The sequence below is a fragment of the Chelativorans sp. Marseille-P2723 genome (assembly GCF_902809845.1).
In the GTDB taxonomy this organism is placed as follows: Bacteria; Pseudomonadota; Alphaproteobacteria; order Rhizobiales; family Rhizobiaceae; genus Chelativorans.
Genome location: NZ_CADDWI010000013.1, coordinates 1,296,627 through 1,318,675, shown reverse-complemented (window position 1 = coordinate 1,318,675; position 22,049 = coordinate 1,296,627). Strand labels below are relative to the sequence as shown.

Annotated in this window: 28 protein-coding genes and 1 pseudogene; 11 read left to right on the top strand and 18 right to left on the bottom strand. The window is 64.1% G+C overall.

Going from position 1 to position 22,049, the window contains the following annotated elements; all coding sequences use genetic code 11:
- Positions 1-51 precede the first annotated feature (51 nt).
- The 18 genes from HUS57_RS17580 to HUS57_RS17505 all read right to left on the bottom strand — a co-directional run bounded on the left by HUS57_RS17580 (position 52) and on the right by HUS57_RS17505 (position 13,233).
- Complete coding sequence (locus tag HUS57_RS17580; protein WP_173935141.1) at positions 52-492, bottom strand: hypothetical protein; 441 nt, start codon at positions 490-492, stop codon at positions 52-54.
- A 56-nt stretch (positions 493-548) separates the two neighbouring features.
- Positions 549-1,463: a phage major capsid protein gene (locus HUS57_RS17575; protein WP_246727923.1), complete on the bottom strand. Its 915-nt coding sequence runs from the start codon at positions 1,461-1,463 to the stop codon at positions 549-551.
- On the bottom strand, positions 1,460-1,831 hold the full coding sequence (locus HUS57_RS18055; protein WP_246727922.1) for a hypothetical protein: 372 nt from the start codon (positions 1,829-1,831) through the stop codon (positions 1,460-1,462). Before HUS57_RS18055 ends, HUS57_RS17575 begins: the two co-directional genes overlap by 4 nt.
- 9 nt (positions 1,832-1,840) lie before the next feature.
- Positions 1,841-2,686, bottom strand: coding sequence for a head maturation protease, ClpP-related (locus HUS57_RS17570; RefSeq protein WP_173935140.1), 846 nt, complete (start codon positions 2,684-2,686; stop codon positions 1,841-1,843).
- A complete protein-coding gene (locus HUS57_RS17565) occupies positions 2,686-2,838 on the bottom strand; it encodes a hypothetical protein (protein WP_173935139.1) in 153 nt (50 codons plus the stop codon). Before HUS57_RS17565 ends, HUS57_RS17570 begins: the two co-directional genes overlap by 1 nt.
- Positions 2,835-4,133 (bottom strand): phage portal protein, encoded by a 1,299-nt coding sequence (locus HUS57_RS17560; protein WP_173935138.1) that lies wholly within the window; start codon positions 4,131-4,133, stop codon positions 2,835-2,837. Before HUS57_RS17560 ends, HUS57_RS17565 begins: the two co-directional genes overlap by 4 nt.
- A gap of 30 nt (positions 4,134-4,163) precedes the next feature.
- Positions 4,164-5,945 (bottom strand): terminase TerL endonuclease subunit, encoded by a 1,782-nt coding sequence (locus HUS57_RS17555; protein WP_173935137.1) that lies wholly within the window; start codon positions 5,943-5,945, stop codon positions 4,164-4,166.
- Positions 5,929-6,399 carry a phage terminase small subunit P27 family gene (locus tag HUS57_RS17550; RefSeq protein WP_173934296.1) on the bottom strand — a complete coding sequence of 157 codons (471 nt, stop codon included), beginning with the start codon at positions 6,397-6,399 and terminating at the stop codon, positions 5,929-5,931. Before HUS57_RS17550 ends, HUS57_RS17555 begins: the two co-directional genes overlap by 17 nt.
- Before the next feature lie 16 nt (positions 6,400-6,415).
- The gene (locus HUS57_RS17545; protein WP_173935136.1) at positions 6,416-6,646 is read right to left on the bottom strand and encodes a hypothetical protein; all 231 of its coding nucleotides are present in this window, start codon (positions 6,644-6,646) and stop codon (positions 6,416-6,418) included.
- The gene (locus tag HUS57_RS17860; RefSeq protein WP_210256095.1) at positions 6,643-7,482 is read right to left on the bottom strand and encodes a DNA methyltransferase; all 840 of its coding nucleotides are present in this window, start codon (positions 7,480-7,482) and stop codon (positions 6,643-6,645) included. Before HUS57_RS17860 ends, HUS57_RS17545 begins: the two co-directional genes overlap by 4 nt.
- Positions 7,483-8,016: a ParB/Srx family N-terminal domain-containing protein gene (locus HUS57_RS17855; RefSeq protein ID WP_210256094.1), complete on the bottom strand. Its 534-nt coding sequence runs from the start codon at positions 8,014-8,016 to the stop codon at positions 7,483-7,485.
- A 139-nt stretch (positions 8,017-8,155) separates the two neighbouring features.
- Entirely contained in the window at positions 8,156-8,662 is a 507-nt protein-coding gene (locus tag HUS57_RS17535; RefSeq protein ID WP_246727921.1) for an HNH endonuclease signature motif containing protein, read from the bottom strand.
- Positions 8,663-8,667: 5 nt separating this feature from the next.
- Entirely contained in the window at positions 8,668-9,048 is a 381-nt protein-coding gene (locus HUS57_RS17530; protein ID WP_173935135.1) for a DUF6362 family protein, read from the bottom strand.
- Entirely contained in the window at positions 9,041-9,241 is a 201-nt protein-coding gene (locus HUS57_RS17525) for a hypothetical protein (protein WP_173935134.1), read from the bottom strand. The genes HUS57_RS17530 and HUS57_RS17525 overlap by 8 nt, the downstream gene beginning before the upstream one ends.
- Complete coding sequence (locus HUS57_RS17520) at positions 9,238-9,777, bottom strand: hypothetical protein (protein ID WP_246727920.1); 540 nt, start codon at positions 9,775-9,777, stop codon at positions 9,238-9,240. The genes HUS57_RS17525 and HUS57_RS17520 overlap by 4 nt, the downstream gene beginning before the upstream one ends.
- Positions 9,778-9,893: 116 nt before the next feature.
- Positions 9,894-12,284, bottom strand: coding sequence for a phage/plasmid primase, P4 family (locus tag HUS57_RS17515; RefSeq protein ID WP_210256093.1), 2,391 nt, complete (start codon positions 12,282-12,284; stop codon positions 9,894-9,896).
- Entirely contained in the window at positions 12,281-13,027 is a 747-nt protein-coding gene (locus HUS57_RS17510; RefSeq protein ID WP_173935133.1) for a PD-(D/E)XK nuclease family protein, read from the bottom strand. The genes HUS57_RS17515 and HUS57_RS17510 overlap by 4 nt, the downstream gene beginning before the upstream one ends.
- On the bottom strand, positions 13,027-13,233 hold the full coding sequence (locus HUS57_RS17505; protein WP_173935132.1) for a DUF6511 domain-containing protein: 207 nt from the start codon (positions 13,231-13,233) through the stop codon (positions 13,027-13,029). The genes HUS57_RS17510 and HUS57_RS17505 overlap by 1 nt, the downstream gene beginning before the upstream one ends.
- Positions 13,234-13,466: 233 nt before the next feature.
- Here HUS57_RS17505 and HUS57_RS17500 point away from each other — a divergent pair, with 233 nt between their 5' ends.
- From HUS57_RS17500 to HUS57_RS17450, 11 genes and pseudogenes are all read left to right on the top strand, one after another.
- Positions 13,467-14,666, top strand: coding sequence for a hypothetical protein (locus HUS57_RS17500; RefSeq protein WP_173935131.1), 1,200 nt, complete (start codon positions 13,467-13,469; stop codon positions 14,664-14,666).
- Positions 14,635-15,105, top strand: coding sequence for a hypothetical protein (locus HUS57_RS17495; RefSeq protein WP_173935130.1), 471 nt, complete (start codon positions 14,635-14,637; stop codon positions 15,103-15,105). The genes HUS57_RS17500 and HUS57_RS17495 overlap by 32 nt, the downstream gene beginning before the upstream one ends.
- A 100-nt stretch (positions 15,106-15,205) precedes the next feature.
- Positions 15,206-15,739: a hypothetical protein gene (locus HUS57_RS17490; protein ID WP_173935129.1), complete on the top strand. Its 534-nt coding sequence runs from the start codon at positions 15,206-15,208 to the stop codon at positions 15,737-15,739.
- 159 nt (positions 15,740-15,898) lie between these two features.
- On the top strand, positions 15,899-16,582 hold the full coding sequence (locus tag HUS57_RS17485; protein ID WP_173935128.1) for a sigma factor: 684 nt from the start codon (positions 15,899-15,901) through the stop codon (positions 16,580-16,582).
- Between the two features lie 11 nt (positions 16,583-16,593).
- Positions 16,594-18,216, top strand: a complete 1,623-nt coding sequence (locus HUS57_RS17480) for a DEAD/DEAH box helicase (protein WP_173935127.1) — start codon at positions 16,594-16,596, stop codon at positions 18,214-18,216.
- Between the two features lie 149 nt (positions 18,217-18,365).
- A complete protein-coding gene (locus HUS57_RS17475) occupies positions 18,366-18,656 on the top strand; it encodes a hypothetical protein (RefSeq protein ID WP_173935126.1) in 291 nt (96 codons plus the stop codon).
- Entirely contained in the window at positions 18,653-19,549 is an 897-nt protein-coding gene (locus tag HUS57_RS17470; RefSeq protein ID WP_173935125.1) for an ATP-binding protein, read from the top strand. The genes HUS57_RS17475 and HUS57_RS17470 overlap by 4 nt, the downstream gene beginning before the upstream one ends.
- A 3-nt stretch (positions 19,550-19,552) precedes the next feature.
- The gene (locus HUS57_RS18050) at positions 19,553-20,122 is read left to right on the top strand and encodes a hypothetical protein (RefSeq protein ID WP_173935124.1); all 570 of its coding nucleotides are present in this window, start codon (positions 19,553-19,555) and stop codon (positions 20,120-20,122) included.
- A gap of 11 nt (positions 20,123-20,133) precedes the next feature.
- A pseudogene (locus HUS57_RS18045) lies at positions 20,134-20,322 on the top strand (DUF2924 domain-containing protein); the annotation flags it as partial.
- Positions 20,319-21,629 carry a recombinase family protein gene (locus HUS57_RS17455; RefSeq protein ID WP_173935123.1) on the top strand — a complete coding sequence of 437 codons (1,311 nt, stop codon included), beginning with the start codon at positions 20,319-20,321 and terminating at the stop codon, positions 21,627-21,629. The pseudogene HUS57_RS18045 and the gene HUS57_RS17455, both read left to right, overlap by 4 nt.
- Positions 21,626-22,006 (top strand): hypothetical protein, encoded by a 381-nt coding sequence (locus tag HUS57_RS17450; protein WP_173935122.1) that lies wholly within the window; start codon positions 21,626-21,628, stop codon positions 22,004-22,006. The genes HUS57_RS17455 and HUS57_RS17450 overlap by 4 nt, the downstream gene beginning before the upstream one ends.
- Positions 22,007-22,049 lie beyond the last annotated feature (43 nt).

Genomic DNA, 22,049 nt, shown 5'->3' with positions numbered 1-22,049 from the left:
TGTCCTCCTCAAGGAGAAAGGGGCGGCAGGAGGCCCGCCGCCTCCAGGCCGTTACGCCTGATCGGCTTCCGGCTGCACCATGCCGTGGCTCTTGACGACAATCGCGGCAAGCGGCGTCCCGGTGCCATGCGTGCCGGAAAAGTCCGCCAGCAGCTTCAAGTAGCGCTTGCCGCCGACATAGCCGCACCGATAGACGGCAGCAGCGGCATGGGCAGCGGTGAGCGCCTTGATGATCCCGCCCTCGCCAACAGACGAGAGACCGAGCACGTCTTTTTCACTGACGGCCTCATAGGACGTATCGTCGTCCGAGTGCGTCAGTTTGAACTCGATCTTGTTTGTGCTCGTGAAGGTGATGCCGCCGGCGCCAATCGCAAGCACGATCTCGGCAGCGTCATAGCCTTGCAGATCGATGGCCGCAGGCGTGTTGTCGTCGTCATATGCAGCGACAGCAATGGCCTCAACCACCGACATTCCGGAATGCATATCCCGCATCGGAGTGATCCTTCTTTGAACAGAATGGGGAAACAGGCGGCGGCTGCCGCCCGCAATTAGCTCGCCGCAGCCTTCAAGAGCTTGATGGCCTCGAAGTTCTGGACGCCGCCGCCAACGCGCTTCGTCGTGTAGAAATGCACGTAGGGCTTGTTGGTGAACGGATCGCGCAGAACGCGGACGCCCATGCGGTCGACGATCAGGTAGCCGCGCTGGAAGTCACCGAAGGCAATCGGGTACTCGTCCGCACCGATGTCCGGCATGTTGTCGTCATCGACAACCGGATAGCCGAGGATCGTGGCCGGCTGGCCAAGCTGCATCGAAGGCTGCCAGAGGTAAAGCTCCTCCTGCTTCGACTTCAGCTTGCGGATCGCCGCCTGGGTGCTCCTGTTCATGAGCCAGCGGGCATTCTGACGGTAGCCCTGTTTGATCGCGTAGACCACATCCAGGAGCGCATCGACACCGTTGTGCGTGCTGTCGGAAAGCTTGCCTGCAACGCCCGTGGCGAGATAGCCAAGCTTGCCCCAGGCATAGCTGCTGTCGGCCACCTTGTCGTAGGACAGGAGACCGCGCGGCTGGTTCACGCCGGTGCCGGCGATGAAAGCGGCGCCTTCCAGCTCGGCAAAGGTGATCGACACCTCATCGGCCAGCCACTGCTCGATGCTGATGCGGGAATCGTCCAGCAATGTCTGCGTGGCGGCCGGGTTGGCGTAGACCTCCATCGCCGGAAATTCCAGCGCGGAAAGACGCGGCCCGTCCGTTTCCGACCGCGCATCATGCTCGCCGACCCATCCGCCAACAGCACCGCCCTGGTTGACCAGCTTCTTGTAGGTCCCGGTCGAAATCGAGATCACGCGCGAGATCGAGCGCATGGCCGACACCGTGCCAAGCACCCGGTCAATCGTGTTCTCCATCTCTTCCGGCACGACATAGCCGCCGTCCGGATCGCTGTCGGTGCGCAGCGCCGCCTTCACTTCCAGTTCACGCAGCCGTTCTCAACGCCATTGCGGAAGAACTGGTTGAAGACACGGGCGTGTTCACGCTTCTCGGCAGAGAGCGCCTTGGCCTCGCCTTCACCGCCCACCTTGAGTGCGGCGAGGGAGGCGTTCACCCGGTCCAGTTCGCCCTGGAGCCTGGTGATCTCGGCATTGATGCGGTCAACCTTTTCGGTCTGCACCACATCTTCCATGCCCTTTTTAAGGTCCGCGATTTCCTTCTCGCGCTCGGCCTTGAAGTCCTCGAAGGTCTTTTGAAGTTCGGCCAGAACTCGGCCGGCATCACTTGCGTCCGCGCGAGCAACGCCGATCAGCCCGCGGGCGCGGGCGTTCAAATGAATGCTCATTATGTTCTCCTATGAGCGGATGGTCTCGATAAGCCGCTGCATTGCAGCGATGTCGAAGCCAGCGTCGTGCATGGCAGGTTCGGCAGCGTTGTGCGTACCGGCAATCTGGTTGAACATCTTGCGTCGCTCAGTGCGGGGGATGCCGTGTTGCGCCAAGGCGGCATCGATGCGCCGCTTGGCGAGGATTTCAGGCCGGGCCTGCGCGCGCGCATTGGTCACCGTGTGGATTTCGGCATCGTCGACAGCGTCGGCAAAACCGTATTCGATGGCCTGTGCCGGATCCATGAACGTCTCTGCATCCATCAGCTGTTCGATCGAAGCGTGAGTCATGCCAGTGCGTGCTTCATAAATGTCGGCGATCGCCGCATCGAACTGATCGAACAGACTGGCTGCCTCACGCATATCGTGGCGGTTGCCGATCACCATGCCCCAGGCATTGTGCACCATCATGAAAGCCCCATGCCCCATGCGGATCTCGTCACCGGCCATGGCAATGATCGAAGCAGCAGATGCGGCCCAACCCAGAACCTCGACGGTGACTTTGGCCGGATGGGCGCACAGCAGATTGTAGATCGCAATCCCCTCGAACATGTCGCCTCCCGGTGAGTTGATCCGAACCACGATGTCCTGGCTGCCGATCGAGCGCAGGGCGGCCGAGATGCGCTTTGCCGTGACGCCGCCTCCGGACCAGGGTTCCTCGCCAATCACGTCCAAGATGCTTATGCTGCGGTCATCCTCTGCGGCTGCCATGGGCGCAGTCTCAGCCCATTTGGCAAGAACATCGGACGGCGCATCCCACTGGTAGTTTCGCCGGCGTGCCATTGTTGGCGCCTCGGGAAGGCTGCGCAGGCTCATCAGAACTCCTCCAGGAGCTGGAACAGATAACCGCCAAGCGTGACGCCACCGATGAAGATGCCAAAGTTGAAGGCGGGATTGAAGATGGCCAGCGCAACGACACAGATAACGATCGCCGTCGAGGCAAGTTTCAAAGCACCAAGAAGGGTCATGGCTCGTTCTCCTTTGTTTCAAGAGAGCTGGCGTCGGCGTTTTCGTCTGGACGCATTTCATCCGCCGGTACGCCGGCGGTATTGGGCGGTGGATAAAAGACGTCACCGCCCTCGCGTGGGTTCTCGTCTTCTAGCGCCCGGATTTCGTTCGGGCTCCACACGCCCCATTGCAGGCCTTTGACGTAGGCCTCCCAGCGGGCCTTGATGTCGCCCTTGACGAGGGCTGCCCGGTTGAAGCGGGCATAAAGCGTGTCGTCCGCACCAACCAGATCGCGGTTGATCGCCTCTTCCCACATGGTCAGGTGATCTTCGAGCGTATAGGCAACAAAGCCGATCGACTGCTGCTCGATGCCGGTGCCCCAGCTGGTCGATTTCTCGGTGTCGCCGATCATGTGTGGCGGCACGCCAAAGAACATGGCGATGTCGGAGCGCGAGAATTTTCGACTCTCGATCCACTGCGCATCCTCGGCCGTCATGGCGATGCGGGCATAGTCCATCCCTTCTTCAAGGATCAGGTTCTTGCCTTCCTGCTCGCCGCCGGAGCGGAACTCTTCCAGACCCGCCTTCAGATTGGCGATCGCTTCCGGCCCGAGTTTGTTCGGGTGCTTCAGGACACCGCTGACGCGGGCGCCATTGCGGAAGGTCGCCGCGCCATAATCTTCCATGGCGAGCGACAGGCCAATCGTCTCGCGCGCATAGGTGATCGGCGACACGCCATGGACACCATCGAGCGTCAGCCCGACCAGGTGGAAGACTTCTGCCTGTGCAAGCTGGATCCGCCGGCCATCCTGGCGGGTATAAAGATATTCCAGAGCAAGATCGTCGCGTTGCTTGACCTCCACGCGATCCGGATGCAGCGGGATCAGTTCCTGTACATCGCCACGCGAACGCACGATCATTGCATAGGCATTGCCGCGCAAAAGCAGATGCGCCTGCAGCATGCGCCGAAACTGCGAGGGCGTCTGCCAGCGATTGGGTTTTCTCCGCAGCACCATCCAGATCGGTGTGTCGGATGCATCCTCGCGCGTACGATCATCGACCCGGCGCTTGATATGCAAGGGCAAGGTGGCAACGGCGCCGGCAATAATCCGCACCGAGGCATAGACGGCGGCGACCCGCATCGCCGCCTCTGGCGTCACCATAGCGCCGGATGCCGTCAGCGCGCCAGAGCGTAGTGCCTCTTCCAACTGTTCGCTCGTCGTGATGACAAGACCACCACCAGCATCCTGGAACGACGCGCGCGGCGATGCAGCCGGTGACTTTTTGCCACCAAACCAGTTTGACCAGAATGCCATTGGGTTCTTTCGTAAGCTGCGCTGTTCAGATCACAGCATCAGGATGCCGCGGTTCTCATAGACCGAGCGGCCGGCATGGATATCACGCATCTGGGCCCGCCCCAGCGCGTTGCAGATGGCGACAATACCGTCGATCCGTTCTTTAGAACGTTCCTTGTCCGGCTTGATATTTCCGGCCGGATCATGACGCACGGCAACGTTGGAGGCATTCCAGCGCAACACCGGATGGCCGCCATGCCAGAGGGCGCGTGATACTGCGAGGCGCTCCAGTTCTGCTGTTGGTGCCGCCATGCTCAAGAACCCTTGGCCGAACTGAACGAGGTTCAGGCCTTCATCCTGCAGATGCTGGACAATCTCGCCGGCAAAGGTGCGGTCATAGGAAAGCTCACGCATGTCGAAGCGGGAGGCAAGATCCAGGATTTCTTTTTCCACGAAGGCAAAGTCGGTAGCGTTGCCGGGGGTAGCTGTTAAAAATCCCTGATCGCGCCAGACATCATAGGGCACGCGGTCACGGCGCACGCGGCGTAATATGTCGTCCTCGGGGATAAAGAAGCGGCAGGTGACGATCCATTTGTTGGCAAGCGCCTCGAGTTCATCATCGAGTGTCGGCGGAAACACCAGCACGAAGGCCGAGAGGTCGTTGACGCGGGCAAGGTCTAGCCCACCAAAACATTCACGCCCAAGCAGTTTTTGTTCGAGCTCCTCCAGCTCGTGCTTGACGATGCGCCAGTCGGTTGAGGCTGGCAGGCCTCCTTCCTCCCACACTGCCATATCGAGCCAGCGCGTGACCTGCTCGGTCCATTCGTTCAGCCGCAATCGCCGGATGGCGTTCTGCTGCGCCGGCATTTCCTTCGCCTCATCGATCTGGCGTTTCAGATCATCCACCTTGACGGTGACGCCAAGGCTCGGGTTCGCCTTCACCCAGACCGCAGGATCGGTCCAGTCATCGCCATCATCAATGGTGGCGATATAGGCAAACCAGCTGTCGGATGAGTCCGTCGGCAGCGTGCCTTCCAGTGCCTTGACCGAGAATTCGTGATGCTGGCGGCAGACGGAATGGCGATCATAGCCTGCGGTGGTGATCTCAAAGATCAATGGCTGGCGCCGTGCTCCGGTGGCGGTGTTCAGCTTCTGGATGATCTCAGGGCCTGGATGTTCATGGACTTCATCGACCGCGGCAAAGTGAATGTTCAATCCGTCCATCTTGGTGGCATCGGCTGACAGTGGCCGGAACCAGGACGAGGTCGGCAGCACGGCGAGATTGTTCACGGTCCTGGTAATCCTTGCTTGCAGCGCCGCACTTGCCGCCACCATGCGTTCGGCCTCGCCAAAGACGATCCGCGCCTGATCCCGAGTAGTGGCAGCCGAATAGACATGCGCTCCCGGTTCACCATCGGCGATCAGGGCATAAAGTGCGGTCCCTGCCAGCAGCACCGATTTACCGTTCTTGCGCGCCACCTCGACATAGGCCGTACGAAAACGGCGCAGGTAATGTTGGCCCGAACGGGTCTTGCGCTTCCAGCCATAAAGCGAGCCAACGACGAACTGCTGCCAGTCCTGCAGCACGAACGGTTCACCGGCCCATTCGCCAGTGGAATGGCGCAGATGGCCAAAGAAGTCGATCGCATGACGCGCGGCATCAACATCCCAGACGAGGCCACGCTTGCCGCCGAGCTTGAGGTCGGCGAGATGCCGCTCACAGGCCAGTTTCACCAGATGACCGGCAATGATCTTGCCGCTGACCACAGCGCGAGCATAGGCCGTGACCGGGCAGGAATTCTTGCCAGATCGCGATCTATTTCTTGCGGCCACGGGTTAAAAAATCCTCGAAGGGGTCGGTAGTTTCAGCTGGCTCCGCCACGCGGATGCGTGAACGGCTGGATGGCGTCAGGCCAAACTCGGCCTCGATCTGGTGCATCTGTGCGAGGCATTTGTTGGCCACGCTGAGAAACGGGTTCTGGATGATATTGTCGTTGGACGTCTTCACCACATGGCCGCGGCGTTTGACTTCAGCTTCGGCTTCCAGCCAGCGGCGCCAGATCACGACGTAACGAGCAAGCGCACCGGTATCGAGCTCGGTCATGACGCCGTGCCGGGCGAGCAGCTCAGCCATTTCGGTAAACTTGGTACTTGCCTCCTCATCAAGATGATCCGGCGGCGCGGGAACTGCAACCACCGGCTGTGGCTCTGCCTTGTTCATGCGGTGTGGTCGGGCAGTACCCTTGACCAGCTTCAGATGCGTCGGCAGCGGCTTGCGGCCGGCCATGTCATGACTCCTGTGTTCATTCAGAGCCTTCATCCTGAAGGCGTAGTGCTTCGAAAAAGCGGCGCAGGGTGAAGGACCGTGCAATCGACACCACCGTGAAGATCGCGCCCATCATCATGTTTTCGGAAAGCGTGGTCGTCAGCCCAAACAGCGGAAACACCACAATCTGGGTGATGACCGCGATGCCGTAGCCAACGGCGACATTGGTGAGCGATTCCAACAGCGACATGGTGCGCGACTGCTTCATGCCGCGTCGACCTGTTTCGGCACACGCTCGGCCGCTATCGCGTCAAAGCTGCGGCCATCACCATCCAGCGTCGCCTGCTTGCCGGTATATTCCTGCCAGCGCCTCACGACGACGTCGCAGAAGGCTTCCGACAGCTCCAGCCCGTAGACCCTCCTGCCGGTCTTTTCGCCAGCAATCAGCTGTGATCCCGAACCCGAGAACGGCTCGTAACAAATATCACCGGTTCTTGTGTGCAACTGCATCGGCAACGTAAACACGCGTACCGGTTTTGATGTCGGATGCTCTCGGGTTTCAATCTCGGACGACGGAATATTCCACACCGTCGTCGGCCAGCTTTCAAAACCCTCGCGGTTGATGCGAGGCTTCTTGCCGCGAATCCAACCGAACATGCAGGGCTCATGCGCCCACAGCATCACCGAGCGTGTCAGCACCGGGCGGGATTTGGCCCATATGATCTGCTGGTGATGCAGGACGTCAAACTTGTCCCAGACATTTTCCAGCATGCGCTGGCGACGCGAAGCATGCCAGCAATACCACGCGACGCTCTCCTGGATGGCATGTTCGATCGCCACGTGGCAGAAGGTTTCATAAAATTCTGGCCCCTGGCTGGAATCATCCCAATGGGGCTGTTCGATATAGTCTTCAGACCAATCCTTATTGGCGATCTTCTTGGCGCGTTTGGAAGCGTTCTTCTTAGTCGGATGATTGGTGCCGTCATAATCGACCAGGTAAGGCGGGTCTGTGGCAAACAGCGCCGCGCGTGAGCCATTCATCAGCCGCATCACATCATCCGGGTCTGTGCTGTCGCCGCAGAGCAACCGATGATCGCCAAGCAACTAGAGATCACCGCGCCTTGTGACCGGCGTTGCCGGCACTTCCGGAATGGCGTCGTCCTCGGTCAGGCCGCCCTGTTCAATGCTGCTGCCGTAGAGCAGATCCTGCAATTCGTCGTCATCAAAGCCGGTCAGGCCGAGATCAAAGCCGGCCTCCTGCAGGTCGGAAAGTTCGAGCGCCAACAGATCCTCGTCCCATCCGGCATTCATGGCGATGCGGTTGTCGCTGATTACCAGCGCACGGCGCTGTGTTTCCGACAAGCCCGACAGCATGATGGTCGGCACGGTTTCCATGCCAAGTTTGCGCGCGGCAAGCACGCGGCCATGGCCGGCGATCAAGGTGCCATCCTCGGCAATCAGCACCGGATTGGTAAATCCGAACTCGCGGATCGAGCCGGCGATCTCAGCGACCTGTGCTTCCGAGTGGGTGCGGGCATTGCGCGCATAGGGAACCAGATCATCAAGCTTGCGATATTCGACGACCAGCTGACGGTCGCCGCCATCAACACCGATATGCGCAGCTTCAGCGATTGCCATTTTCTGTATCCAATGAAATCAATTGGTTAGCCATGCACCCCCCCATCGCCATTTTGGCCACGCATATGTTTTTGGTGGCGCGCGGTCCTGGGAGCGAACTCTCCAGAGATTTGACCTCCCCGGGGGGGAGGGCTTGGGCTCACGAGCGGCGGCACACATTGCCGAAGCCACCGTCGCTGCCGGCCGTCTTCCGGCCGTGGCACGATGCGCACAGCGCCTGCCAGCGGCTGCGGTCCCAGAACACCGTCTCATCACCGCCATGCGGATCGATATGGTCGACGACGCTGGCCGGTCGGATCAGATCATGGCGCGCGCATTCCACGCACAGCGGATGATCGTGCAGGAAGGATGCGCGTTCCGTTCGCCAGCGCTTCGAGCGGTAGAGCGCACGTGCCACCGGATTGCGCCTGCTTGCGTAATCACGATCGCGCTCGCGCTTCTCGCGCCGGCCAACCGGGCGATGGATCGGAGGGCGGACGGGCATGATGCTGGTCTCGATGATGGTGACGATGGCAATGGCGACGACACCGGAAACGACAACGCCCGCGAGGGGGGGCGATCCGTCGCGGGCGCGCCTCTCCCGAGCATAGCCAGAAACATATCTGATTTGCCCCCATCTGTTGCATGGAAAAGTGTTGCAACACATTGGAGTCACTGCGCATTGAGCCGCGCCGCAATCTTGGTGAGGGCGAGCTGCCAGCGTCGCCACGCCGTAGTGCGATCGCAGCCATGCTCATGGCTGATCACCTTCCAAGGCACGCGGGCCGCACGCGACCAGACCAGCTTGCGCTCCGCCTCCTCGATCCAGAGCACCCAGTCGAACGTCTGCTCGAGCCGCGTGATGGCGGCGGCCGACGGCCGGATATGCATCGGCTCGGGTTCCATGAAGGCAATCTCGCGACTCGTCCGCACGATCTCCGGCCAGGTGTTGAAATAGCCCTGCACCTTCACCGGCGGCAGCTTGCGCAGGGTGCGAAATGCCTCCTCGAAATGATCGGCGACGCAGTCGGCGGTCCAGATGCGGTCAGCCATGGCGTGCCTCCACTTCCGTGGGGCGCGGGCCGTAGAGCTTCTCGCACAACTGCCGGACCAGTTCGCGCTCGGGCCATGTCAGGCGGTCATCATCGGCAGAGACCGCGAGGACACCCTGTTCCTGCCAGCCCTCGCGCTTGACCTGCTCGGGATCCCGGCGTTCGCCGCCGTAGCCTTTAGGATGCCACCTCATGCGACACCCCCGTTCGTCTCGATCGCCCAGAGGAGGATGGCGATGGCGTCGGCTTCATTGTCGTCCGCGGGCGAGAAGCCGCGGGCGCGAACGGCGGCCATGACGGCAGCCTTGTCGGCGTTGCCCTTGGCGGCGACGTGCCGCTTGATCGTGCCGATCGGGACGCCCTCGTAGGGCACACCCCGCAGTTCAGCCCATGCGGTCAGCGTGGCCATGAGCCCGCCGTAGATGTGGCTCGCGTCGGTGCCGGCGTGGCGGCGGACCTCCTCGAACCAGATCGCCGAGATCGGCCCCGAGATCCGGTCGATCTCGGTCAGCCAGTTGGTGAAGCGCAAATACCGCATGCCGCCACCATCAAATCGCCGGGGTTTGAAGCAGACGGTGCCGCTGGTGATCAGACCGTCATGGCCGCGCAGTGCCCAGCCGGTCGTGGTTCCGAGATCGAGCGCAAGCACCGTGTCGGGGAGTACGTCTCCGTTCGTGGCCCGCGCTTCGGTGGCGGTTGTGGCGGATGTGGCGGGTTGTTCGGTTAACATCTCACGGGCGCGCGTGTGCGCTGGCGGGTTGTTCGGTTAACATCTCACGGGCGCGCGTGTGCGCACGCGTGACGGTTATATGGTCATAACCCGCCACATCCGCCATTTCCCTTGTTTTACTGGTCATTGTAGTCCCCCTCGAAAAGGTCGGTCTTGTTGTCCCTCACGGCGATCCCGCGAAACCCGCGCACCGTGCTGGTCTTGAATTTTTCGAAGCCGCGGGCGCTCAGGGTCTCCGAGAAGCGCTTCATCGAGCCGGCGTATTCTCCGTTCGCCTCCGCCCAGCTCTTCCAGCTGTTGAAAAGCTCGGTCGATCCGGACTCGAACGATGAGCTGCCGACATCGCAGCACTCCTCCAGCCACCGCCCGAGCGCGTCTTCTGCCTCGAAGTAATCCTCGGTCGCCGCCATCACGGCCTCGGGCGGGCGCAGTCCGGTCTCCTGCCACTCCAGGCAGCCCCGGAGCGCCCAAGCGAGGATGCCGTCACGCTCGGCCAGAAGCCTGTCGGACAGGCGGCGGTCGCGTTTGGCCGGCGGGATGGTGACCGTGAAGGGCACCATGTGCAGCCGTCGCTTCATTGCCTCGTCCACGTTGCGAATGGACGGCTTGTGGTTGCCGACGATCAGAAGCTTGAACTGCGGGATGAACTCGAAGAAGTCCTGCCGCATGAAGCGGGCGGTGATCTTGTCGCCGCCGGTGAGGGCCTTCAGCTTGCTTTCGGCCCAGCGACTTCCCTGTTCGGTCTCGATGGAGGTCACGATCCGCGCGCCGCGCAAGCCCGCCATGTCGGTCGGATGGCGGTCGCCATGGGTGGCCATGAACATGTCCATGGCCGCGACAGTCGCGTAATCGCCCATGATCGCGGTCAGCGTGTTGGCAAAGACCGATTTGCCGTTGGCGCCGGTGCCGTAGAGGAAGAACAGCGCGTGTTCGGTGGTCACACCGGTCAGGCAGTAACCGGCCATTCGGCGCAGATAGGCCTGCAGCTCGACATCGCCGCCCGTGACCGTGTCAAGGAACGCCTCCCATGTCGGACAGGCGCCCTTCGAGGCCGCGCCCGCGACCTTGGTCATGAAGAGCTGCGGATCGTGGGCGGACTGCGCGCCTGTGCGAAGGTCGATCACGCCATCGCCGGTGTTCAGAAGCCAGGGGTCGCGGTCCCAGATCTCGGTCGTGCTGGCATGCCTGCGATCGCTGCGGGCGAGCCGCTCGACAGCGGCCACAGTTGCGGCCGTGGACAGCTTGGTGCGAACACGCGCAGACGGTGCGCGGACCGCCGCCTCGCGGCAGACCTCCGCCTCGCGGCAGACCTGGCGCGCGAGATCGAAGGCCTGCAGCGTGTCCTCGCGCCGCCAGACCACCCCGGTCCAGGTGAGCCACTGTCCCCATCCGGCCACGTAGCGCCAGCGATCCGCGTGCCTTTCTGCAAAGCGCGCCGCCAGCGCGTCCTCGCTGAAACGCACGGGTGTCGGGCCGTTATTGTCTCCGCCACCGCCATCGGCGCCCTCGGAAAGTTCGTCGTCGAAGGCCCCATTGCGCTCGAGATCGCGCTGCCAGAGACGCTCGGCTTCCTTTTTCAGCCTGTCCTCTGGCCAGGGCGGATCGATGCGGGCGAGGTTGTAGCTCTTGATCTCGTCCCAGGCCTCGCCCGGCGTGACGTGCCCTTCGCGGCAGCGTCGGATCCAGTAGCCGATGACGCGCGAAAGCGCATCGAAGCGGGTCGTGCCGTCGACGCCGCCTTCGCGAACCGGACGCCCGAACAGTTCCGGGACCGAGTCGCCTCCGCGACCGGCGCCGTTGAAATCGAGCGCGTCATCCGAGAGCCCCTCCATCGGCGGCATCGCCAGGATTGCCTCGGTGAGTTCGCCAAGGTCGTGATCGATCTCGGCGTGATCGACGATCTCGACGAGCCGTCGGCTGCCGCCTTTCGCGTGGATGCTGCCCGCGACGCGGATCGGCTGATGGGCGGATTTGAAGGCCGGATCGCCGCCGACCTTCGCGGCAATCGTCTGGCGCAGCCGGCACACGCGGGCGACGTCTTCGCCTTCCGCCGGCTCGGTCAGGCGCCAGTAGAGGTGCAGCTTGCGCTGACCCTCCGCCGTCACACCGCCCGAGGCCACGACCAGAGTGGGTCGCCCAACATGGCGTTCGAGATGGGCGCGTTTCGCCGCGATGTCGCCATGGTCGAGATCGACCAGCAAGACCTGCGTCTGCAGGATGTGCTCGGCGCGGGCATCGCCAGGATTCTCGACCGTGCCTGGCACGACGAAAAGCGCCATGTCCGCGTTCGCCGCCCAGCTCGCCTGGCGCGCAAGCATCTCGGCGAGCCTGTCGTCGGCGGGCAGAAACGGCGTGTGCGGAGGCGCGTCCGTCGCCCCCTTCTCGGCCAGCGCCCGCACCGGCACCAGATGCTCGCAATAGCCGAACACCACGCTTGCGTAGGTCGCGATCATGTCGCGATCCGGAGCGAGCGTCGTGTCGGGGCTGCACATTGGCGCGTCCGTCATGCCCAGCACCTCTCCTTCCAGGCACAGAAGCGGCATTCGAAATGCTCGGGATCCTCCGTGTGCCGGGGCAAGAGTTCGCCCGCGTCGCAGGCGCGCAGGATCCGCACCGCCTTGTCGCTGGCGGACTGCGCGCGTTCGGCATCGAACGGGACCAGCTCGTGCCAGATCTCGCAGCTGTCCTTGTTGATCGCGGTGAAGAGCGCCGGCGCATCGGTGAGCCCGAGATAGGCCTGATAGAGCGCGATCTGCGCCGCATAGATCGGCTTGGCCTTGACCACGCCGCGCCTGGCGATGTCGCGCCAGTTCTTCGCATTGGCCGACTTGCACTCCCAGAGCGCCGGAACCGCCATGCCGTCTGGCGCGGCCACGATGACGCCATCCGCATGCCCCTGCAGGCGACCGCCAGCGGCGGAAAACCCGAACTGTTCGCCATGGCGGTTGCGCGTTCTGAGATCGAAGCCGGCCTTGCGCAGCCAGCCGATCGCGAGCTCCTCGAGCACATGACCAAGCGCGAAGATGCGCAAGGAGCGCCCGGTAAATTCCGCGCCGTCGTCCTTCGGCACCTTGAGATATTCGTATTGCAGCCGTCGCTGGCAGGCATCGCCCAGCCGGCTGCCCCCGAGATAGTCGCGCGCAGGTCGCTCGGCGTTCTCGGCTGTCAGGGCGGTATCGATGAGAGCGTTCACCACGTCCGCGAAACCGGGTTTCTTCTCCCGATGGTTGAAGTCCAGAAGCGCCGCCATCAGAAGGGAATCTCCGTGTCGGACTTCGGTGCCGAGGTGGCCATGGCCTCCTGAAATCCGTCGATGGCGGCTTCGGCGAGCGCCCGGGCCTGCTCGGCCGAGAGTTCGTTGAAACGGGTCGCCCAGCCGATCTCGGCCATCAGCTCGCCCATGAATTTCATGGCGGCGTGAAGCGCTTGCCGCTCGCGCGCGTCCGGATCGATCATGAAACGCCTCCCGCGATGCGCGCGAGACGGATGAGAAACGTGGTGATGGAACCGCGCCGGGCGCGATCGAGAATTGCGATCATGGGGAATGCTCCAGCTGCCTGTCCTCACATACCGGCGCGGCTCTCGGCCTGTCGGATCGGCAGGATGGAACGTTTCATGAACACAATCTTGTGGCGAGCACGGCGCGCATCTATTTTCGCCTCACGAGCAGCTTGGCCGGAGCGATTCTGATGCCTTCATTCAATCCAAGAATTTTCACCAATCCCGATCGCCTGAAGCAAATTTCCCCGGACCGCCTGAAGACCTTCCTCTCCAGGTGGAACGGTTATTTCGTTGGTCGGGGCCTTGATCTTGCCGCCGCGCCCGTCGACGAACTGCCGCTCGAGGACATCGCCGCCATCCTGATGAACCCCGACGAGAACGTCCCCGACGCGATGGTCGATGCGCTCTATTACGTGCATGAGACCGCCAGCCACGAGAGCATGGAGGAATTGCTCGAACAGGCCGAGGCGGCAGGAATCGCGATCGACGCAGAGCACGAACCGACCGCGGCCGATGTTTCCGTCCAGATCTGGCTCGCAAACCCGATGCTCCTGCAACGCCAGCACGCGGAAACCGTGGCCTTCAAGCGCTCGAACTTCATGTATTTCGCGGGCTCGCGCTTGGCGAAGGCAAAGAAGGACTTGCCCAAAATTTCGGATGAGGTAGCGAAAACCATCCAGGATCGGATGGACGACTGGTTCGAGAAGAAGCGCCGGGGGCGAAACAGCCGCATCTTCGTCTTTCCCCGCGACGAAAAGATCTGGATCCTCGTCCGGCACGGCAGCCCCATGCGGCGCGAGGGCAAGCACGAGGACGAGGGTGAAGGCAGCCACGCCTTCTATCGCCCGCAACAGCACGACGTGCTGATCTACGACAGCGCCACCGACGAGATGGGCGTCAATGCCTCCACCAAGGGCGAGCGTGAACTCTACCTCAAGACCTTCGGCGAGCTCTTGTTCGGCAGCGACGCCTATTTCGACCTGGCGGAGCGTTATACGCTCGCACCGCTTCTCGAACACGGCCCCGAGGCGCTCGTCCACGACGACATCGATGGTATCGCCGGGGTGCGTCTGGTGGAATTCGGCCGCCGGTGGCCGGGCAAGGTCTCGGAACTTGAAATCCGCAAGTCCGAGAACCTGTTCAAGGCGTTCGGCGAGAACTGGGAAAGGCGTCTGAACGGTGGGCAGTTCACGCACGCGACCTTCCGCTTCGCCTTCGAAGGCTCGAAACGCGAGCGTTCCGTGACCATCCGCCCAGCCAACATCGCCCGCTACGAGCGGCAGGAGGACGAACATCTCATCGAGGCCTGGCTGCGGGCGCGCGGCTTCTGGCGGGTTCCAGGCGAGGCGGACGAGGATGCGGATTTCGAGGTTCTGGAAAGCGCTTGACGATTTTTCGGACGCCGCCGCCAGCCGATGGGAATGGACGGCGACCATCGGGAACGAATTCGCAAGTGTCGAACATCTGCTGAAACAGGCAGGCCGGGTACGGGAACTGCCCTGTCCTTCGCCCGGCGGCGCGGGCTGTCCGCGCCGTGTCATTCACCATGCCGACGGCTCGATCCGCGCGGTCTGCGGCGACCGGCCCAGGGCCTGTGCCCATCTCGACCTCGATGCAGACGACATCGCCATTCTGCGCGTGGATCGCACCGACCTGGCGAAGCGCATCGCCCGGGCGCTTGGAGTTTCACCGCATCAGCCGGGGCGCGGCACGACCGGACCGGTCACCCGCATCGGAACCCACGACATCTACGCCGGCCGCGGGTTCCCGGTATTTCTCGCACTCCCCCGGCCCTTCGGCCGACGCCGATCCTCGCCCTTTCGCTGAAGTGCTCGATACCCCCGGTCCACGGCTGCTTCTCACCCCCACGTCCGTATCGCTGCCCGATGCCTTGATCACGGCCCTCGACCGGGCCGGCGTGACGCGCATGGCGCTCGCGGACATCTTGATCGTGGATGATGGGGTGTTCGCGCCAGCCCGTCCGGCAACCGAGATGTTCGCGCCACTGCGTGACGCGGTTGGGCGCGACGCGGAGGACTCGGCACAGGGGCTGGCCTGGCCGCTTCCGCCCGATGCGCGCTGGGAAGACATCACCATGCGCTTCATCGCCAACGAGGTTCTGAATGTCACCTTCCGGGGCGAGACACGACGTTTCGAGCCCGATCAACTCGGCATGAAGAACGCAAAGAACGGCAAGCCGAAGGCCGTGTGGACCTATCTCAAGGCGTTCGCGCTGAGTGGCGGCCGGCTTGCGGTGCACAGGGGCAATCCAACGGAAACCTCGAAGCACCAGAAACAGAAGCAGGCCCTGTCCAAGGCGCTGCGCGACAGCTTCGGGATTGCCGACGAGCCCATCCCGACCGACGAGGGTAACTATGTCACCCGCTTCGTTGTCCGCGCGGATGATCTCGAACAGGGCCGCCAGGGTCAGCGCCAACGAAATTTCGCCGGGCGCCGCTGAAAAATCTCGAAAAAATCTGGGTTGTGAAACCGCCGGGGAGCAAGGCTCCTCGGCGATTTTTCTTCGTGCCGAAGCTGCTCCAACCGCCGTCCCAGCGAAATTTCGCCGGAGCCGGGTACTCGGGCCGCGTGCCCGTCCACCTGGACGAAGGCGAAAACCATGGAGCAGCTTCAACAGCTTACCGATCCCACCACCCGCATTTCCCGCAATATCCGCATCCGCGCAGCGCGCCTGGCGCGCTCGGGCGCCGTGCCGGGGCTCGATGCCGAGGACATCGAGCAGGAACTGCGCCTCGATCTGATCCGGCGCGCACGGAACTTCGATCCGGCGAAATCCTCCTTCGACACCTTCGCAGATCGCATCGTCGCCAATCGCGTGGCGACGCTTGCGAGCAGCACCATGGCCATGCACGCCGAACGGGCCATGCTCTGCATCGACGCGCCGGTCAGCGATGACGACGGGGGCCTGACCCTCTCGGACGTGCTGCCCGAGGCCGCCGCACTCGATCCCGTCGACGCGTTTTCGCTCGCCCACGGTCCCGGCCTGCGCGGCGATGTCGGCAGGCTCTTGGCCGCGCTCTGCNGGATGATCCGCAGCCTCGGCGATCTCAACGGGCTCGATTTCGTGGCCAAGGTCGGCGTCGAGAAGGACCGCAACAACCCCGACGATGCCGGTCGCAACGTGATCAAGGCGGCGATCGGCCCCGAACACGCGCAATATGCCGCCGTGATGGGGGCGGCGCCCTCGGCCGGCAAGGCGGTGTCGGCGCCGCCGCAAACGCCCCCGGCGCAGTCCACGCATCAGGCGCCTTCTGCCGGCGGCGCACCCTTCTGGGCGCGCTGAGGGAGGCCGCCATGATCCCTCGCGACTATCAGCGGGCCGCGGTCGACGCCGCCCATGACCGCTCGGCCGAGCACGGCAATACCATGCTCGTGCTGCCGACCGGAGCCGGCAAGACCGCCATCGCCGGCTTCTATGTCGGCGAACAGGCGGAACGGGATCGCGATGCCAAGGTGCTCGTGCTGCAGCACACCGACGAACTCATCGAGCAGAACCGGTCGGCGATCGGACAGATCTCGGGCCTCGGCACCTCGGTGGTGAAGGCAGAACAGGATTGCTGGGACGGCCCGGTGATCTTCGGCAGCGTGCAGACGCTCGCCCGGGAACACCGCCGCGCATCCATGCCGAAACTGAGCCATCTGGTGATCGACGAATGCCACCGCGCGGCCGCCGCGAGCTACCAGGCGATCCTGGCCCATGCGCGCGAGGTCAGTCCTGGCCTGAAGCTCTTGGGCCTCTCCGCCACGCCCGGCCGCGGCGATGGCCGCAGCCTGCGCAAGACCTTCAGCAATGTCGGCTATCACCTGCGGATCGGCACGCTCATCGCGCGTGGCCTGCTGGTCCCGCCCCGGACCTTCACCATCGACCTCGGGATCGAGAATGAACTCTCCGGCATCGACAGCACCGCCGGCGATTTCGACATGCGCCAGGCGGACAAGGTGCTCAATCGCGCTGTGCTCAACGAGGCCGTGGTCGAGCACTGGATGGACAAGGCCGCCGACCGGCGCACGATCTTCTTCTGCGCGACCGTGGACCATGCCTTAGCCGTGGCCGACGCGTTTCGGGCTGCGGGCGTTTCGGCCGAGACGATCGCGGGGGACATGCCGGCGCGGGCGCGCGCGAAGCTCATCGCCCGCTTCGACCGGGGCGAGGTTCAGGTTCTCACCAACTGCATGGTGCTGACCGAAGGCTTCGACAGCCAGCCCGTGGGCTGCATCGGCATCCTGCGCCCCATGCTGCACAAGGGCACCTTCATTCAGGCGGTCGGACGTGGCTTGCGCCGGGTGGATCCCGAACGCTTCCCCGGCATCGTCAAGACCGACTGCATCGTGCTGGATTTTGCGGGCGCGGCACTTCGCCATGGCACGCTAGAGCAGGAGATCGATCTCGACGAGGACGAGACCCCGCCTGGCGAGCGCCCGTGGAAGACCTGCCCGTCCTGCGAGGCCGAACTGCCGCTCGGTGCCTCCATCTGCGATCTCTGCGGCCACGTCTTCACCCGCGAGATCGGCGAGAAACGCCTGCTGACCGCCTTCGAGATGACCGAGATCGATCTTCTGGATCGCTCTCCGTTCTTCTGGGTAGCGCTGCATGGCGACGGCCAGGCGCTGATGGCCAGCGGCTTCCAGGGCTGGGCTGGCGTATTCCACGACGGTACGCTTTGGCACGCGCTCGGCCGGCCCAAGGGCCAGGCGATCCGCCCCCCGGCAGGCTCTTGGCCGCGCTCTGCCCGGCGACGCGGCAGGTCGCGTTGGCCGTCAGCCAGCTCAGCATCTCGGAGGCAGCACGCGCGCTCGGCGTTCACCGGAGCACGATCTACGAGCGTCTGGGCAGGATCCGCGAGATCGCCACCGAGATGGGCCTCGACGGGTATTTCGAGGCTGTCCCGACAGTTGCGGCCCCGCGCCGGTAAGTGAGGGCAAGCACTCAAGCCAATTCATGCCGGGCCTTCGGGGGAATGAAAGACCCTCAGGGAAACACCCCGACCGCGAGCTCCAGGGCGGCGTCGGGCCCGGCAGCCGACACCTTACGGACGAGCCCTGGGCAAGACGAAAAGGAGCAGCAGATGTTCAAATCCCCCCTCGAAAAACTCCGGCAGTCGACCTGGTTGGCGCCACTTCCCGATACCATCGCCATCCCGCCGCTGGCGGATCGCGCCGCGCGCACACGCCCGGTGGACCGCGCAAGCGTCGACGACATCGCCTTTGCCCTCGTCGCGCTCGAGGAAGAGCGCCGCAGCCTTGGCCAGACCATCATGGCGCTGGAGGACATGCTGCGCATGGCGCGGCGTCAGGGTGCGAAAGGCAGCGACAACGCCGTCGCATCCGCCGTCCGCGATCTGGAGGCGCGCAAATGAGCGCGCCCTTCCAACCCGCCCCGCTGAAGATCATCACCGCCGACGAACGCCTGCGCAAGACGCGCGGCATCAAGGGGGTGCTGACCGGCATTTCCGGCATCGGCAAGACCAGCCAGCTCTGGACGCTCGATCCCGAGCGCACCCTGTTCGTCAATCTCGAGGCCGGCGAACTGGCCGTTCAGGGCTGGCCCGGCGACGAAATCCGGGTCCGCGACTGGGAGCGCGCCCGCGACCTCGCCTGCTGGATCGGCGGTCCCAACCCGGCGATGCGCGAGGATCAACCTTACAGCCAGCGCGACTACGACCGCGTCTGCGCCGCCTTCGGCGATCCGTCCCTGCTCGACAAATACGACACGATCTTCGTCGACTCGATCTCCGTCGCCTCGCGCATCTGCATGCAGTGGTGCAAGGGGCAGCCGCAGGCGCAGTCGGATCGCAGCGGCAAGCTCGACCTGCGGGGCGCCTACGGGCTTTTGGGCCAGGAAATGATCGGCTGGCTCACGCATTTGCAGCACACGCCGCGAAAGAACATCTGGCTCGTGGGTCTGCTCGACCGGAAGATCGACGATTTCGGCAAGCCGTATTTCGCGATGCAGATCGAGGGCTCGAAGACCGGCCTTGAGTTGCCCGGCATCGTCGACGAGGTCATCACCCTCGCGGAAATCCGCCCCCAGGAAGGCGCGCCCTTCCGGGCCTTCGTCTGCACCACGATCAACGATTTCGGCTTTCCGGCGAAGGACCGCAGCGGCCGGCTCTCGATGATCGAGCAGGCCCATCTCGGCCGCCTGATGGCGAAGATCCGCGCGGGTTCCGGCGCGCAGGCGAGCGCCGATCTCGACTTCGATCTACCGCAGCAGCCGGCCCAGACCAATCCCATGACGAAAGGAGCCTGACCCATGGCGGACAGCATGGATTTCAACGGCGCCGAGACCCAGGACGCCGCATTCGACCTCATTCCGGCAAACACCCTCGTCAAGGTGACGCTGAGCATTCGCCCCGGCGGCACCGGCCCCGAGGGCTGGCTCTCCCAGAGCCGCACCAGTTCCGCCCTCTACCTCAACACCGAAGCCGTGGTGCTGGAAGGCCCCCATGCCCGGCGGCGCATCTACACCCGCATCGGATTCAAGGGAAAAAGCGTCAACGAGCGCGGCGAGGACACCTATGCCAACCGTGGCCGCGCCCTCATTCGCGGCATTCTGGAATCGGCGCGCGGCATCAAGGCCAGCGACCAATCAGAGGTGGCACGCACGGCCCGGATGATCCGCAGCCTCGGCGATCTCAACGGGCTCGATTTCGTGGCCAAGGTCGGCGTCGAGAAGGACCGCAACAACCCCGACGATGCCGGTCGCAACGTGATCAAGGCGGCGATCGGCCCCGAACACGCGCAATATGCCGCCGTGATGGGGGCGGCGCCCTCGGCCGGCAAGGCGGTGTCGGCGCCGCCGCAAACGCCCCCGGCGCAGTAGATCGCGACCGCCCGATCACCGGCACGCGGCTGCTGCGCGAGTGGCAGGGCGTCGAGCAGATCGTCACCGTCACCGCCGACGGCTTCGAATGGCAGGGTCGGCCCTACAAGTCGCTCTCGGCCATCGCCCGCGCCATCACCGGCACGCGCTGGAACGGCTGGGTGTTCTTCGGGCTCAGGAATCACAGGGCACGGAGATGACGAAGCCTGCTGTCCGCAAGCTGCGGTGCGCGATCTACACCCGCAAGTCGTCCGAGGAAGGGCTGGAGCAGGAGTTCAACAGCCTTCACGCCCAGCGCGAGGCCTGCGAGGCGTACATCGCCAGCCAGCGCTCCGAGGGCTGGGTGCTGGTCCGCGATCAGTATGACGACGGCGGCGTCTCCGGCGGCACGCTGGAACGGCCCGGATTGAAGCGGCTGCTGGACGACATCGAGGACGGGCTGGTCGACGTGGTCGTGGTCTACAAGATCGACCGCCTCAGCCGCTCGCTCGCCGATTTCGCCAAGCTGGTGGAGGTCTTCGACCGCAACGACGTGACCTTCGTGTCCGTCACCCAGTCGTTCAACACCACCACGTCGATGGGCCGGTTGACGCTGAACATCCTGCTGTCCTTCGCCCAGTTCGAGCGGGAGGTCACGGCCGAGCGGATCCGCGACAAGGTCGCCGCCAGCCGCAAGAAGGGCATGTGGATGGGTGGCGTGCCGCCTTACGGCTACCGCGTCGAGAATAGGAAGCTGGTGGTCGACGAGGACGCCGCGGCGCACGTCCGCTGGATCTTCGCCCGCTTCCTCGAGATCGGGTCCTGCACGGTGCTGGCCCGCGAGGTGGCGACGCGCGGCATTCGGACGCCGCGCGGCAACCGGATCGACAAGAAGTATCTTTACCGGATGCTGTCGAACCGCGCCTATATCGGCGAGGCTGTCCACAAGGGCGAAAGCTATCCCGGCGAGCACGCGGCGATCATCGACCGCGCGACGTGGGATCGCGTCCACACCATCCTGCAGGAGAGCCCCCGCAAGCGCGCCGCCCGCACCCGCGCCGACACGCCCGCGCTGTTGAAGGGGCTGCTGTTCGGTCCCGATGGCGCCGCGTTCTCGCCGACCCACACGCGCAAGGGCGGCAAGCTCTACCGTTACTATGTGAGCCAGACGGTGCTGAAGCACGGCGCCGGGTCGTGCCCCATCGGTCGCGTGCCTGCGGGGGAGATCGAGGCAGCAGTCATCGACCAGCTGCGCGCCGTGCTCCGCCAGCCCGAGATCATTGTGGGGACGTGGAAGGCGGCGCGGGCCCACGCCGACGACATCTCCGAGGCCGACGCCCGCGCGGCCCTGCAGCAGCTCGACGCGCTATGGGAGGAACTCTTCCCCGCCGAGCAGGCGCGCATTGTGGCGCTGCTGGTCGAGCGCGTGGACATCGGCACGGACGGGCTGAACCTCCGGCTGCGCATCGACGGCCTCGACAACCTTGCGTGCGAGATGATGGCCGGAAACATGGGAGCGGCTGCATGACCGGCGAGACTCTCATCCCCGACACGGTGATACTACACGTCCCGTTCCGCATCGTGAAGCGCGGCGGGCGGAAGGCAATCGCACTCCCCGACGGCGCATCCGCGCCCCGCCGCCCCGACGACGCCCTGGTCAAGGCACTGGCCCGCGCCTTCCGCTGGAAGCGGATGCTCGAGTCGGGCGAGTTCGCGACCATCGCGGAGCTCGCCGAGCGCGAGGGGATCGCGCCATCCTACATGACGCGCGTTCTGCGGCTGACCTTGCTCGCGCCGGACATCGTCGAGGCGATCCTGGAGGGAAGGCAGGGACCGGATGTGACCTTGGCCCGGCTGATGGACGGGTTCCCGAAGGAGTGGGAGGGGCAGCGGGAGTCTTTCTGACATTTTCGGCACTTCCAGTCCAATCCTCGACTTGATCCCGAAT

Bases quoted from the DNA above. Each gene is read 5' to 3' on its own strand.
- HUS57_RS17560 (WP_173935138.1), bottom strand. From the start codon at position 4,133: ATGGCATTCTGGTCAAACTGGTTTGGTGGCAAAAAGTCACCGGCTGCA.
- HUS57_RS17490 (WP_173935129.1), top strand. From the start codon at position 15,206: ATGGCGCTCGCGGACATCTTGATCGTGGATGATGGGGTGTTCGCGCCA.
- HUS57_RS17565 (WP_173935139.1), bottom strand. From the start codon at position 2,838: ATGACCCTTCTTGGTGCTTTGAAACTTGCCTCGACGGCGATCGTTATC.
- HUS57_RS17570 (WP_173935140.1), bottom strand. From the start codon at position 2,686: ATGAGCCTGCGCAGCCTTCCCGAGGCGCCAACAATGGCACGCCGGCGA.
- HUS57_RS17500 (WP_173935131.1), top strand. From the start codon at position 13,467: ATGCCTTCATTCAATCCAAGAATTTTCACCAATCCCGATCGCCTGAAG.
- HUS57_RS17520 (WP_246727920.1), bottom strand. From the start codon at position 9,777: ATGTTAACCGAACAACCCGCCACATCCGCCACAACCGCCACCGAAGCG.
- HUS57_RS17550 (WP_173934296.1), bottom strand. From the start codon at position 6,399: ATGGCCGGCCGCAAGCCGCTGCCGACGCATCTGAAGCTGGTCAAGGGT.
- HUS57_RS17510 (WP_173935133.1), bottom strand. From the start codon at position 13,027: ATGGCGGCGCTTCTGGACTTCAACCATCGGGAGAAGAAACCCGGTTTC.
- HUS57_RS17505 (WP_173935132.1), bottom strand. From the start codon at position 13,233: ATGATCGATCCGGACGCGCGCGAGCGGCAAGCGCTTCACGCCGCCATG.
- HUS57_RS17450 (WP_173935122.1), top strand. From the start codon at position 21,626: ATGACCGGCGAGACTCTCATCCCCGACACGGTGATACTACACGTCCCG.
- HUS57_RS17530 (WP_173935135.1), bottom strand. From the start codon at position 9,048: ATGGCTGACCGCATCTGGACCGCCGACTGCGTCGCCGATCATTTCGAG.
- HUS57_RS17580 (WP_173935141.1), bottom strand. From the start codon at position 492: ATGCGGGATATGCATTCCGGAATGTCGGTGGTTGAGGCCATTGCTGTC.
- HUS57_RS17480 (WP_173935127.1), top strand. From the start codon at position 16,594: ATGATCCCTCGCGACTATCAGCGGGCCGCGGTCGACGCCGCCCATGAC.
- HUS57_RS18055 (WP_246727922.1), bottom strand. From the start codon at position 1,831: ATGAGCATTCATTTGAACGCCCGCGCCCGCGGGCTGATCGGCGTTGCT.
- HUS57_RS17455 (WP_173935123.1), top strand. From the start codon at position 20,319: ATGACGAAGCCTGCTGTCCGCAAGCTGCGGTGCGCGATCTACACCCGC.
- HUS57_RS17525 (WP_173935134.1), bottom strand. From the start codon at position 9,241: ATGAGGTGGCATCCTAAAGGCTACGGCGGCGAACGCCGGGATCCCGAG.
- HUS57_RS17855 (WP_210256094.1), bottom strand. From the start codon at position 8,016: ATGGCAATCGCTGAAGCTGCGCATATCGGTGTTGATGGCGGCGACCGT.
- HUS57_RS17495 (WP_173935130.1), top strand. From the start codon at position 14,635: ATGCGGATTTCGAGGTTCTGGAAAGCGCTTGACGATTTTTCGGACGCC.
- HUS57_RS17515 (WP_210256093.1), bottom strand. From the start codon at position 12,284: ATGACGGACGCGCCAATGTGCAGCCCCGACACGACGCTCGCTCCGGAT.
- HUS57_RS17535 (WP_246727921.1), bottom strand. From the start codon at position 8,662: ATGTGTTGCAACACTTTTCCATGCAACAGATGGGGGCAAATCAGATAT.
- HUS57_RS17545 (WP_173935136.1), bottom strand. From the start codon at position 6,646: ATGAAGCAGTCGCGCACCATGTCGCTGTTGGAATCGCTCACCAATGTC.
- HUS57_RS18050 (WP_173935124.1), top strand. From the start codon at position 19,553: ATGGCGGACAGCATGGATTTCAACGGCGCCGAGACCCAGGACGCCGCA.
- HUS57_RS17470 (WP_173935125.1), top strand. From the start codon at position 18,653: ATGAGCGCGCCCTTCCAACCCGCCCCGCTGAAGATCATCACCGCCGAC.
- HUS57_RS17475 (WP_173935126.1), top strand. From the start codon at position 18,366: ATGTTCAAATCCCCCCTCGAAAAACTCCGGCAGTCGACCTGGTTGGCG.